The 13376-nt window shown below is 44.0% G+C and carries 12 protein-coding genes; 4 read left to right on the top strand and 8 right to left on the bottom strand.

From position 1 onward, the window contains the following. Position 1: 1 nt before the first annotated feature. Together QY318_04595 and QY318_04590 are read right to left on the bottom strand one after the other, a co-directional pair. A complete protein-coding gene (locus QY318_04595) occupies positions 2-958 on the bottom strand; it encodes a sodium:calcium antiporter (GenBank protein WKZ31087.1) in 957 nt (318 codons plus the stop codon). 37 nt (positions 959-995) lie between these two features. Continuing rightward, positions 996-1583 carry a prephenate dehydratase domain-containing protein gene (locus QY318_04590; protein ID WKZ31086.1) on the bottom strand — a complete coding sequence of 196 codons (588 nt, stop codon included), beginning with the start codon at positions 1581-1583 and terminating at the stop codon, positions 996-998. A gap of 123 nt (positions 1584-1706) precedes the next feature. Here QY318_04590 and QY318_04585 point away from each other — a divergent pair, with 123 nt between their 5' ends. The 3 genes from QY318_04585 (at position 1707) to QY318_04575 (ending at position 5653) form a co-directional block, all read left to right on the top strand. Next, complete coding sequence (locus QY318_04585) at positions 1707-2774, top strand: nucleoside monophosphate kinase (GenBank protein ID WKZ31085.1); 1068 nt, start codon at positions 1707-1709, stop codon at positions 2772-2774. A 637-nt stretch (positions 2775-3411) separates the two neighbouring features. Then, the gene (locus QY318_04580; GenBank protein ID WKZ31084.1) at positions 3412-3867 is read left to right on the top strand and encodes a hypothetical protein; all 456 of its coding nucleotides are present in this window, start codon (positions 3412-3414) and stop codon (positions 3865-3867) included. 19 nt (positions 3868-3886) lie between these two features. Beyond that, positions 3887-5653, top strand: a complete 1767-nt coding sequence (locus QY318_04575) for an ABC transporter ATP-binding protein (protein ID WKZ31083.1) — start codon at positions 3887-3889, stop codon at positions 5651-5653. Here the strand turns inward: QY318_04575 and QY318_04570 are convergent. The 4 genes from QY318_04570 to QY318_04555 form a co-directional block, all read right to left on the bottom strand. Beyond that, complete coding sequence (locus tag QY318_04570; protein WKZ31082.1) at positions 5650-6303, bottom strand: MFS transporter; 654 nt, start codon at positions 6301-6303, stop codon at positions 5650-5652. The two genes, QY318_04575 and QY318_04570, sit on opposite strands and share 4 nt — an antisense overlap. Before the next feature lie 145 nt (positions 6304-6448). Continuing rightward, positions 6449-7582, bottom strand: a complete 1134-nt coding sequence (locus QY318_04565) for a quinone-dependent dihydroorotate dehydrogenase (protein ID WKZ31081.1) — start codon at positions 7580-7582, stop codon at positions 6449-6451. A 48-nt stretch (positions 7583-7630) separates the two neighbouring features. Further along, positions 7631-8386, bottom strand: a complete 756-nt coding sequence (locus QY318_04560; GenBank protein ID WKZ31080.1) for a hypothetical protein — start codon at positions 8384-8386, stop codon at positions 7631-7633. Beyond that, positions 8383-9666, bottom strand: a complete 1284-nt coding sequence (locus QY318_04555; protein WKZ31079.1) for a hypothetical protein — start codon at positions 9664-9666, stop codon at positions 8383-8385. The genes QY318_04560 and QY318_04555 overlap by 4 nt, the downstream gene beginning before the upstream one ends. Positions 9667-9809: 143 nt before the next feature. Between QY318_04555 and QY318_04550 the strand changes: the two genes are divergently transcribed. Then, a complete protein-coding gene (locus QY318_04550; protein ID WKZ31078.1) occupies positions 9810-11915 on the top strand; it encodes an acetate--CoA ligase family protein in 2106 nt (701 codons plus the stop codon). Between the two features lie 10 nt (positions 11916-11925). Here the strand turns inward: QY318_04550 and QY318_04545 are convergent, their stop codons facing one another. Both QY318_04545 and QY318_04540 read right to left on the bottom strand, forming a co-directional pair. Beyond that, positions 11926-12519 (bottom strand): ElyC/SanA/YdcF family protein, encoded by a 594-nt coding sequence (locus tag QY318_04545; protein ID WKZ31077.1) that lies wholly within the window; start codon positions 12517-12519, stop codon positions 11926-11928. Positions 12520-12521: 2 nt separating this feature from the next. Continuing rightward, positions 12522-13376: a thiamine pyrophosphate-dependent enzyme gene (locus tag QY318_04540; GenBank protein ID WKZ31076.1), complete on the bottom strand. Its 855-nt coding sequence runs from the start codon at positions 13374-13376 to the stop codon at positions 12522-12524.

The following is a 13376-nucleotide window of genomic DNA, read 5'->3' as shown; positions in this document are numbered from 1 at the left end:
ATCAAAAATGTATCACTTTATTCAAGCTGTAAACAAACATAATGAGATAGAGAAAAACAAGTGCAATACCCTCCCAGCGCACAATACGCTTATCGGTCCAAGCGAAATAGCCTAGTATTAGGCATGTTACTGTCAGGATAATCGACACGACAAGAATTGTGCTTGAACCATTGAGCTGATAAGGACTTAAAATCGCTACAAGACCCAATATCGCTACATTAGTAGTTGCACTACCAAGGACGTTTCCAGCTGCAATTTTATTCTCATTGGTGGCGCTGCTTGTTAGTGCTACAACTAGCTCAGGAGTGTTTGTGCCAATACCAAGAATAAGGATACCAACCAACACCTCTGGTATTTTCAGAATTGAAGCTACATCAACGACCTGATTCACGAGGAAGTTTGATGCCACAATTAAGACCGTTACACCTATAACCATCTTTATGGTGAGAAGTATTAACTTACTATTTGCTATTTTCGTGTGCTGCGGGTTTAGGTCATTTGCCCGCTTAGTCTTAAATAATAGGTACAGTATCAGTCCCACATAGGCTGAGATTAAGATTACTCCGTCGGCTTTGCTAAGATTTTTGTCGATAACCACAACAGCCATCATAAAGATGAGGAGAAGAGACATAATCACTTCCCGCCTGCCAAACATAGTCTTAAAGGGTATTGAGCGGTGCTTTATTGCCAGCGCGCCAACAGTTACAGTCATCAAAAACAATGTTGCACCGAATAGATTCCCCACTGAAAGCTGTGGTACATCCTGGCTGGCTGAGCTTATGGCGATTGAAAATTCGGGGAGACTTGATGCAAATGACAGTAATACAAACCCACTTATGAAATAGTTGATCCGTGTACGGTAAGAAAGTGAGACTAGTGACGAACGAATTACCCCTGCGCTCTTTATCATGAGCAAGAGCAGTATTACTATCCCTGTGAGTTTAAGCAGTAGATCCATCTCTTCGCATCATTGTAACAAAGTCCAATGGCTTGGGCTATGCTTTTAGCTGCTTAAGGGGTCGGACAATAAGAAAATGTGTATTGTTATCTTCTCTGTCCTGAAGATCCTCGTCCACAATTTTCAAGCCGTAAATCTCTGCCATATCTTTGTTTCCTAAGATCGCGCAATGCTTATCAAGCTCTCCAGATGCCAAGGCCTGGGCTGCTCTTGCGGTATCAATCATCTCGCCATCGCCCGAACGGAGCTCAACCGATGCATACCGTTTCCCCAGTGTCAGCGCGCACTGGATAAACACCTGTGGATGGGCATAGATCGTCTTGAGGTCTGCTGCTGAGCACTCGTGCGAGCACATCAAGAAATGCCTGATCTGAAGGGAAAGCGTATCGACATACTGAAAATCGTGCTTGCCGATCGCCTCTGCACTTTCCTCAACGACACCACCGAGAGTATTAAATATCGCAAACAATCCTAAATCAACCTCCCCCGCCTCCAGGGCAGCCAAGACTCGCTCCGATGTATACAGATATTCAATCTTAGCATTTTTGATGCCGTTTTCCGATATATATTTTAATGCTGCTGAGTGGTTGAAGCTTCCTTCACCACCCTGTATTCCTATTTTCATTAAAAGTGTATCAATTATTACCGAAAGCAGGATTTTAGCATAGATAAGGGGAATGATATATGATTTTGACAAAGCTACAATTACAAATATAATGTGCGCAGTAAGTTCTCAACTTTACACGACATGAAAGGTATCGATTTTCCAATCGTCAAGACTAAGCCACCTAAATCATCAAGAGAGTTTGATCTCACTGATCCCGCCGAGCGCAAGGTGTATTTCCAAGAAAAAGTTCCGAAAGAGATTGCCGAGTTAAAGGATTATTTCCGCGACAATACTTTCGTCGCCTACCTACTTGGTAAGAAGATGGCAGGCAAAGGTACATATACAAAGCTGCTAGCCGAAATTTTTGGCTCGGATCTTATCAAGCACCTCTCTGTTGGTGACCTTGTAAGAGCTACTGACCAGGTAAAAGATGATCAGAAGGCTAAGGATGAGCTATTTAACTATCTTGAGAAAAACTACCGTGGCTTCATCCCGCTTGAGGAGGCATTTGAAGCGTTTATTAACCGCGATACATCAACACTTCTCCCTACAGAGTTTATCCTCGCACTGGTGAAGCGCGAGATCGAGCTTGCTGGTCGTGTAAACCTCTTTATCGATGGATTCCCTAGAAATATGGATCAGATCTCATATTCATTATATTTTAGGGATCTGATTAACTATAGAAACGACCCTGACATCTTTGTGCTGATTGACCTGCCTGAAGCAGTTATTAATGAAAGAATAAAATTCAGGAGAATCTGTCCGGTATGCAACAGCTCAAGGCACCTGACTCTTTTTCCAACTAGTCTGATTGAGTATGACGAGGAAAACAATGAGTATTTCATTAAATGTGACAACCCTGAGTGCGAGCCACACAGAATGGTTGGCAAAGAGGGAGATGACAAGGGAATAGAGGTAATCAAGGATCGGTTGGTTATGGATGATGAGCTAATTCGCAAGGCATTTGGGCTACACGGCGTGCCAAAAGTCCTGCTTCGCAACGCTGTACCGCTTGATATTGTAGGTGAGATGGTTGACGATTTTGAGATAACAAAAGAGTATGTTTATTCTGGCAAGGGCAAAGATATAACCGTCGAGCAGAAGGAGTGGATCATGATCGACGACAATGGTATCGAGTCAGTGAGCCTACTTCCTTCGGCTGTGGTTGTTGAATTTATCAAGCAGCTACACAGCATCTTGATTGGATAGAAGCGACATTTAGCCCGTCTTTATGCTAAAATCTCTAGTGGTGAGGTCTTTTGGGAGTGTTTTTGGGTGCACTCGGGAGTCCTCTACGAGGATTGCCTCGTAAGCCAAGATCGCGCAACTGTAGTAGAACTCAGTTGCTTAATGTTGAATACTCGGGAGTAGCTCAGATGGCTAGAGCGCAGCTTTCGGGTAGCTGAGGTCGCAGGTTCAAGTCCTGTTTCCCCGACCATTTACCAAAATAGTGTTGCACTATTTTGGTAAATGGGTGGAGACATGCGCGGAAACTGCGGAGCAGGTTTACGTCGGCTGTTAGCGAATGAGGAGCTAAGCGACGAAATGAGCTTAAGCCGGGGGATGCAGAGCCAAGTCCTGTTTCCCCGATGGTCTAGAAATGAACACCGAAGGTGCTCGTTTCTAGACCATGGAGACTAGTGTTGAAGCTGCACTCCAAAGGAGGCAGTGACAAGTCGTGTCACTTACTTCACTGCGAATGAAATGAGCAGCTTGAAGTAGTGATGTCGTGCACTGTGAACGAAGTGAACAGCATGCACGCCTTCCCCGACACCAAGAGAAGTGTCACACCAGCTGTAAGCGAATAAGGAAAAGGGTTAGAACTTAAGCCTAGTGACACAAGAGAATGAGAAAATACAGCTATGAAAAATACAAGCTTTTCTTGGAAAAGTCCGGTGATAAGTACATTAAGAAGTCCATCACAAAGGTTAAAGAAATTACACCGAAAGTATTGAGAGAATTTAACGGACTTATCCATACAAATGAGGGGCCAGTTGAGCTTAAACTAGGAGGGTATATTGCAACTGATATTAATGAAGTGGACTATTGGGTGATTTCAGCTATTTCGTTCAAAGAGAACAAGAAAGTAATTGGAGAGGAGAATGAATACTTACTTGTAAAGAGTAAGAAGCCAGTAACTGCGCAGAAAATGAAGGAGGACTTTGAAGTGACAGTGTCAAATACTACACAGATAGGTAGGCTTGGCGATTACTTGGTATTTAATGGTTATGCCTTCTGGATTGTTAATGGAGAGATATTTGAGAGGGATTACGAGCCCCTCAAACATAGATCTGTTAGTTAAATTGAATATATAGAACAACATGAAAAACCTATTCGCACTTCTAAGACTCTCAAAGCCACTCCACGGCCTTATGATTGCCCTCACACTTCTCCTCGTAGTGGGCACTCTCTTCGAGCTCGTTACACCACTACTCTCAGGAAAGATACTTGACGAAGTAATCCAGCAGGTAGGAGCAGAAGATAAAGTTTACACAGAGCTCATACGGCTTATCTCGATTTCGCTTTTCTCCACGCTTGTATACCTAGTGATCCGATCAGTAGGACAGAGACTTGGTGACCACCTAGGAGGCCATCTACGCAAGCACCTGACCGAGATCTTCTACAAGAAAGCACTCTCACTCCCTCAGTCTTACTACGACTCGGAAATGTCAGGCAAAATATTGAGTCAGCTCAGCCGCGGAATTGTCTCAATCCAGGGCTTTGTTAATGTATCTACAAATTTTATTATCCCAACTTTCTTGCAAGGTGTGATCGTTATCGGAATCTTGATCTACTATAACCTGGCGCTTGGATTGCTCATGGTTGCTATTATCCCTATCTACACTGCAATTAGCCGCTACTCGACTAAGCGCTGGGGCAAGCGGGAAGAGAAGAAGAATAAGATAGAGGATCAATCACGATCAAGAATTCAGGAGTCAATCAGCAACATTAGGCTGGTTAAAAGCTACACTAATGAGCCGAAAGAGTACGGCTTGGTTTCTGGCTATCTAGCCGGGATTAACAAGATTATCTGGAAACAGAGCAACGAGTACCACGCAATCGACTTCGTGCGTGAGACATCGCTCTATCTGGTGCTTTTCGCCACTAGCTTAATCATCTTCTATAACGCCCTGATCGGTGTAATCACCGTTGGTACTGTAATCGTGCTTATGCAGCTTGTTGAGCGAGCTAGATATCCGCTATTCGGCATGTCATATATATTAGAGCAGATTCAGGCAATTGAATCAGGATCAAAAGAGTTTATCGAGATCATTAATCTCCCAACAAGTGAGGACTTTGACGGCAACGAAAAGGTAAAATTGGTGGAGAAACCAGAAATTAGGTTTGATAAAGTTTCATTTAAGTACGACACCTCCGAGAAAGTATTGGATAAAGTGTCATTCTCAATTGGGCACAATGAGATGGTAGCCCTAGTCGGCCCAAGCGGTGCTGGCAAGACTACGATTGCCAATCTCCTGCTCAAGCTGTATGAGCCAACAGAGGGAGAGATCTACCTCAACGACCAGCAGTATAGCAAGCTTTCACACAAGTTTGTCCGTGAGAATATCGCGCTTGTATTCCAGGCTAGCGAGCTCTTCTCAACTACAATAAAAGAAAATGTAGCATACGGATCTAAGCTGGACGACGACAAAGTGGTTGATGCGCTGAAGAAAGCTAATGCTTGGGAGTTTGTATCCAACCTGAAGGGCGGAATCAACGCCGAGGTTGGTGAACGCGGTATCCGCCTCTCAGGTGGACAGAAGCAGCGAATCCAGGTTGCACGCGCTATCTACAAGGATGCGCCTATATTGATCCTAGACGAGGCAACTTCAAGCCTCGACGCCAAGTCCGAGAGTGAGGTAAGCGAGGCAGTAGATCGATTGGTAGAGGGCAGAATGGTAATCGTAATTGCTCACCGCTTCTCAACCATCCAGAACGCCAACAAAGTAATCGTGCTAAACAATAAGGGTATCGAGGCAATCGGTAATCCCCAGGAGCTATCAACTAAGCCAGGTATCTATGCTGATCTGCTGCAATACCAGATCGAGGGAAATAAGAAGCTGCTTAAGAAGTTTGAGCTTGCCTAAGCTTTGTCACCTTTTAGGGAATTCGCTTGCCCTTTAAATCCTTTCTTGACCTCAAAGTCATAGAGGCTGTCCTTGATCGCGACGATGTATAGCGTTCCAAGCACAGAAGCAATAGCCACGAGCATAAATATCGCTCGATAGTTGAAATATTGAATCATTAAGCCACCGAGAGCTGCGGTTAATGCGGTTCCCAAGCCAACAATCGTATCGTAGAACCCCCACCCCATCGCTTCCTGATTCTTACCGAGGTGACGTGTAAATATGGCGTTGAAAGACGGAAATGTGAGGGCTAATGCGAAGCCTGAAAGCGCCTGTATCACATAGACATGCCATACTTCTGTGGCAAAAGCAAAAAGGAATGCAGTCCATGCAACTAATAATGAGCCTCCTACAAGGTATTTATAATCATCATACTCTCCACCATTGGCATCAAGCCTCTTTGCGACCGGCATCTGAAAAACACTTTTAAATACAAGAAATATTGTTGTAGCGAACCCTGCAGCAGCTATAGTACCGCCATTAATCTCCTCTGCCATGTAGAGCTGGATAAATGGATTGATAAGCCCCCATGCGGAGAGGATTACAATGTCTGAGTAGGTGAGGTAAAGGATGATTTTGTTAAACTGAAGCGTAGCAATTCGTTTAGGCATTAGTTTCATTTAGGTCGATCCACAAGATTTTAAGCAGTTATTTAAGATAGCATTTGCATATTGTGAGAACAACTCTGTGCATGAAACAGTCGAATGTCAAACAAACTCCGCCTTCGCGAAGTCGCACTTGCAAAGTGCAACTTGCCTAATGCCGATGATCGGCTCCGACTGCTTCGGAAATTGTAGCGTAGCCATCCTCCTGCATAAGACCAACAAGCCCTTTGTTTATCTTCCCAATCAGCTGCGGACCCTGATAGATCATCCCTGTAATCAGCTGTACCAGGCTTGCCCCATGCCTGATCTTCCTATATGCATCTTCAGCGGAAAAGATCCCGCCAACACCAACTATTGTAAGATCCTTTCCATATTTTGCATAAGTATCGTATATAAGCTTGTCACTTAGCTCCTGCGTTGGTTTTCCGCTAATCCCGCCTTTAATGTTCTCCGGAATCTCATCTTTGATAAGCCTGGCATCGCGCACCTTTGTCAGATTCCCTATCACGACCCCATTCACCTTGTACTTAACCGCTACTTGAAGCAATGCATCAAAATCACCCCAGTCCAGATTGATAGGCATCTTAATATAAAGCGGCTTATCGGTTTTCACTGTTCGTAGTTTTGCGAGCAGTGGATCAAGCTTGTCAGGAGTTGTAAATGGCTCACCGCCAAAAGTATTTGGGCATGAGATATTTATTTCATATGCTGACCCGACTTTACGGTCGGCAAACAATTTATAGCACTGATAGTAGTCCTCAATCCCACCCTTGAGTGTGCTTGTTTCTTTGCAGTTTGTCTTTGCTATCGAGATATTTACATGAAAATCTTTCTCTTGAAATTTGGCGACCCGTTCGATGATTACTTCCGAGCCCTCATTTTTCAGGCCGTAATAGACAACCAAGGCTTCTGACTTAGGCAGCCTGTATAGCCTGGGCTGTGGATTACCCTCATACGGCTTATATGTCACAGAGCCTACATCCATAAAGCCAAATCCTACCGAAGGCATTATGCTCATCAGGTTTGCATCTTTATCAAAGCCGGCGGAGAGCCCCACAGGATTCAGATATTTTACGCCATCAAATTCGCACTGAAGCGCCGGATTACTATAACTGAAAGCAAACGAGGTAAGGCCGCGAGTAACAGCTGATTTCCCAAGTATAGTACCGGAATGCAAGTGCTTATCGTGTACCGTCTCTGGATCCTGCCTAAAAAGATGAGGCTTGTAAAATCTTTGATAAATCGTGTCGGCGAGTGATGTTCCAAACATCTGTGAAAGAATCATAAGTTAGCAATGGGGTTAGTAATTGCCAATCCCAGGCTGATAATACTCCTAGGCCGCCTGCTTCTCAAGCTCGAGGTAAACTGGGTCATGGTCTGATCCCAAAGCATTGTGCAATATCTGCGAGTAGACGCTCATGTTTTCAAGGGCTTTAAGGTTCGCAAATATCCAGTCGTTCTTGAACTTAATCTTGTCTAGAATTGGGTCTATGTGCTTTCGTTCTGTTCGGATCTCGCTATTTGTAAGATAGCTAAATGTCTCCTTGCTCGGGCAAACATTTTTGAAGCCACTGTCCTCCATCAGTTTTACCAGCATATCGTGAGATTTCTTGCGTACGCTATTGAAATCACCGCAGATATAAACCGGGTAGTTAAGTGAGCCAGTATTCTCATTAACAAAGCCTATCAGGTCTTCAAATTTGACAGTGTCTTTGCGCAATATCGGCAGGTGGACATTAACAACAAACTCTTTCTGACCATCTCTATTTACCTCCATTATCATTACCCCTTTGGTTTCTCCGAGTAATTTTGATTCATTTAATATTGTTGTATATGTGTTTAGGAGGTCGATATCTTTGCGATAAGCGGTGAGAAGATTTTGATGCCACTGCTTCCGCTCTTTAAATAGATACTCGAATGTTGAATATCTATAACCTTTCTCGGTGAGATATTTCTCAAGCTGCTTGTTCGGCTGATATTCCTGCAAGCAGATATAATCGGGCTGATCGCCGTTCATGACTGAGTCGATCGTGGCGATTATCTCGTCTACATACGTACTTAGCTTTACGTTGAATGTAAGAAGCTTCATCTTGGTTCAAGTATTAACAGATTTTCTACATGCGGCGTTTTTGGATAATAGTTGTACGCCCTGTTAAATTTTATATCATAAATCTGGCTAAGCTTCCTATAGTCTTCTGCCTGAGTTTTCGGATTGCAGGAGAGATAGATCAACAATTGTGGCTTTAGCTCGAGCAATTTCTCAACCAATTTCAGGTGTAAACCAGACCTAGGCGGGTCAACAACAACGTGCGATTTTCCTCGGTCAATTGAATCTAGATTCGCTTCAACCTTGCCTGCGACGGCTGTGACATTGCTGATGTCATTTAATTCGGCTGATTTTTTGGCATAAATTGGAGAGTCTTCGGAGAGCTCAAGCAGACTAACTGTGTCATACATATCGGCGAGCGATATGCCGATTGTACCAACGCCAGAGTAGAGATCATAAAGATGGTTTCTATTAGATTGCTTCGCAAGATACTCTTTGATATCAGAAACTGTTTGAGCAAAAAGTTGTGGGTTTACTTGGAAGAACGAATCATATCCATACACGAAGCTGTAATCCCCTACTTTTTCAATAAGCTCTAGCTCTCCGCTTCTGCTGATCTCTCCCGAGGCAACGGAGGCTGGGCTTCGAGGATCTGAATAGAGCTGAATTGACCCTTTAACGTACTGCTCGGTATCTGTTTCATTAAATTCTAGGGCCTTGATCTCATTCTTAAGATAGAGTGCATATACGATTTTGTCTTCATGAAATGAGTATCGTACGACAAGCGACTTTAGATCCGCAAATTGCAACTTGCCTGCCTTGTGGAGTTGGTTTACCTCTTTAATGAACTGCTTCATGAAATCATTCACTCTATCTGGCGCTAGCGCGACTGTATCTACTGGTTGCTTGCCTCTATGGCTATCGCGTTTATGAAAGGCTAGGGATATTGCCTCCTCTGCATCTATGTAGAATGAGAACTCGAACTTATTGCGATACTTATACTCTTTGTCCGAGGCAATTACATCAGAATCGGGTAGCTGTGTATCTGCAATCTCAGTGAAGAGATTTTGGATTAGCTCTTTTTTAATTTCGTTTTCATAACCTTGTGCCATAATTTGATAGGGTGAGGTTGAAAGATAGCTTTCCTGATCTTTTGGCAATACACGATTTTTGTTTTTCTCAACAATCAGCACAGCCTTGGTATACCTTGTCCCCTTTTTCTTTGTTACAACCTCAGCATCAACCAGCTCACCAGGCAGCACACCAGCAACAAAGTACCTCACCCCATCCAGATGAGCAACGCCGTATCCTTTCTCATTCAATTTTTCGATCTTCAATCTATGAGTCATGCCGAAAATTAACTTACCACTATTTATATGCTATGTTGTAAAAGGATTATATCATCAGCGTCAACGTCGACAATTACCATAGCTGATTAGAAAGATTAAATTACGCTGCCCACTTAATGACCACATCATTAGAAAGACTTTTCAACCCAAGCAAGGTGGCAGTTGTTGGTGTTTCCGCCGACCCAACCAAGCTAGGCACGGTTGTCTACGACAACATAGAGAAAAGTGGCTTCGACGGTGACCTTTACCCAGTAAACCCAAAGTACCGTGAAATATATGGCAAGAAGTGCTTCTCTAAAGTCTCCAAAATTCCGGGCAAAGTAGATCTCGTTATCATAGTTGTACCCTCAATATTTGTTTTTGATGTAATAAAAGATTGCGCTCGCAAGAAAGTGCCATATGCTGTCATTATCAGCGCAGGATTCAGCGAAACCGGCTTCGAAGGACGAAAGCTTGAGGAGCAGATTGCCGCTTTTGCAAGAGAGCACGGCGTTAGAATTATTGGTCCGAACTGCCTTGGAGTGACATTCACAGATAGCAAGCTTAACGCATCGTTTGCTGTACAGGCTCCAATGCCTGGGAATGTAGCATTTATGTCGCAGTCCGGCGCATTTAATACCGCACTGCTTGATCTGGCTGACAACAGAAAGCTTGGCTTTAAATATTTCGTATCTCTGGGCAACAAGGTTGATATTAACGAGCTCGACCTTCTAACTGAGTGGCTTCAAGACGATTCTATAAAAGTTATCGGTGCATACATCGAGCAGTTTAGCGACGGACGTCGTTTCTTGGACATAATAGCAAACAATAAGAAGAAGCCGATCGTATTGCTCCACTCAGGCGAAAGCGAGGCAGGAAAGAGGGCTGTAGCCTCTCATACAGGGTCGCTAGCTGGTAGTGCGAACGTGATCAGGGCTGCTCTGAGGCAGTATGGGGTAATCCAGGTTGATAGCGAGGAGAAGATGCTAAGTGCTTTAATGATGTTCTCCAGATCTGAGATACCTGATTCAAACAAAGTTGCAGTTATAACCAATGCAGGCGGACCAGGAATTATACTTACCGACCACCTAGAGAAGAATGGATTGGAGCTTGCAAAGCTTACCGCCGAGACTTCATCAATAATCAAAAAATCTCTCCCGCCAGCAGCTAGCATTCATAACCCGATTGACGTACTGGGAGATGCGATGTCTGACCGTTATAAAGCTGTGTTGGATACATTGGACAAAGATAAAAATGTCGATGCGATCATTATCCTACTCACTCCACAGCTGACCACGCAGATTGAAGATACCGCCAAGCTTATTATTAACTACGATCGGAGGACAGAGACTCCAATCATTCCCGTATTCATCGGTGAAAAATATGTAATGCAGGGCTTAGACAGATTGTGGAGCAATCAGATAGCCGCATACCAATATATTGAGGAGGCCGTATTTTCCTTAAAGCAGATGGTTGCCTATAAAGAATTTACTGAGAAACAGGGGCGACGAAGCACAATCTCTACTACCCCTGGAAGATCCAGCCGACAGGTCAGATCGTTTGCAAGCGAAAATGAGGAGGTGCTTAAGGAAGAGATAACCAAAGATATCTGCAAAGAGGTTAGGATGGATCTTCCTCGTGAGGCACTCGTAAGTACACTTGAACAGGCACTAGATTTTCGTAAGAAAGCGGGAACTCCAATAGTCCTTAAGGCTGTCAGTGAGGATGTCGTCCACAAGATCGACGAGAAATATATCTACCTCAATCTGGACAGCGAGAAAGATGTCGAGAAGGCCTTTAAGACACTGTACAAAAAGGTATCTTCGCTCGTATCCCCTGCCAAGCCCCGACTGCTTGCCCAGGAGATGATTATGGGCGGTGTAGAGTTGATTGTTGGGGTTGACCGGGAAGGAAGCACTACTACATCTGGCTTTGGTCATACCTTGCTAATCGGTACTGGTGGTATATACACCGAGCTGTACAAAGACACTGCCCTCCGTGTATTGAATATCACCAAGGATGATGCGAGTGAGATGCTAGCCGAAACAAAGGTTCACAAAATCCTCACAGGCTACCGCGGTCAGAAGAAATTGGCTGTCGATAAGGTTGAGGAGTTGATAATGAAGGTACAGCGGATGGTGAATTTTTACCCTGACATATCATCGCTAGACATTAACCCATTGATCGTAACTGAGGATCGCGCAGTCGCAGTCGATGTGAAGCTTTTTGTAAAGAAGCGCTAATTCTCTTTAGCTAGTCCAGCTGTAGATCAATCCAGGCTCGGTTTATTGCGAAAAATTCTCTCATCTCGTAATACCAATGCCCTTCATATGTCCTGCTTGTAGCCGATATTCCTGCGCTTTCAACCCCTAGCTTGTCGCATGTGTAGATTGCTCGTCGTAGGTGGAAGCCTTGGGTAATTAAGAGAGCTTCTTCGATGTCATATTGCTCACCTGCTCTTTTGCATGTCTCAAAGGTTCTTACACCCTTCTCATCTTCAATTATATCCTCTTCGGACACACCAAACTTTTCAGTTAATATCTCAATCATTGCATCAGTTTCATTATTATGGCTGTCACTATTGTCGCCAGAGACTAATATCTTTTCAATTTTACCTTCGTTATACAGCTCAGCAGTTAATTTCAATCTGTCTGCCAATGGATCTTCAGCTGTACCATCACTATTTACCCCTGCGCCGAATAAGATTCCATACTCGTATTGTTCTACATGCTCAACTTTCTCATATATCTTCTCATCACCATAGCTATAGATAATGTAGGTATTGGCTATCACTACAAATATTGAGGCAAGAACAAAAAGTGTGAAAATTGCTGCTGTACGCTTCATGGCTATTTAAACTCATCAAGTAGATCTTTGATCTCTATCGGCGCATGATCCAATGTGGCAACACTCTTTCTAAATCCTTGGTCTAGTCCGTTCTTATAGAGCAATCCGGTAGCAATATGCCCAGAAAGGTCAGCCGTAGCTTCACGCGCCATCTCGAGGTTATTTATACTGTAATCGTTAACTGAGGTAATATCATAGATTCTCTCGAGATACCAGTTGTGTGGCGTTGCCTCATTATAAGTTGGGCAATCTTGAAGCACCTCGACCAGGCTGAACCCGTTGTGATGAATCCCAAGCCGTATTAGCTGTGTAAGCTGCTTCACATTTCCTGAGAAGCTCCTCGCGTAGAAAGATGGGTTCAAAGAGAGAGCCAGCTGGGCTACATTAATCGGAGGGATCTCAACAACTCCTGGTGTGCTATTCATCTCGACTCCCATCGGAGTTGTGGGGGAGGCTTGGCCAGTCGTCAGTCCGTAGTTACAGTTGTTATGCAGGATAAATGTGATATTTACATCGGAGCGGATAGCATGGATCAAATGATTAATTCCCTCACCAAGCGTAGCGCCATCCCCGGCAGAGGCAACAACATGCACATTTGGATTTGCAATTGCCGCACCCATCGCAAAGGGAATAACACGACCGTGCAATGTGTGCGCACGGTATCCCCCAATCTTATCTGACCCATTGCCATTACAGCCGATATCGAAGCAAAGCACTATGTCGGTAGGCTTTATACACTCTTCGACCAGGGCATTTTTCAATGCACCATGGATGCCGTAATTACCACAATTGGTGCACCAGGTGTAAATGTTGTCCGAGTTGTAGTCTTTATGTGTGACTGAGCAGACGTGTCCCAT

It is taken from the genome of Candidatus Dojkabacteria bacterium, from assembly GCA_030583845.1.
Taxonomy (GTDB): Bacteria; Patescibacteriota; Dojkabacteria; order SC72; family JAHDCA01.
Note: the sequence above shows the minus strand (reverse complement) of the source record. Positions and strands in the feature narration are given on the sequence as shown.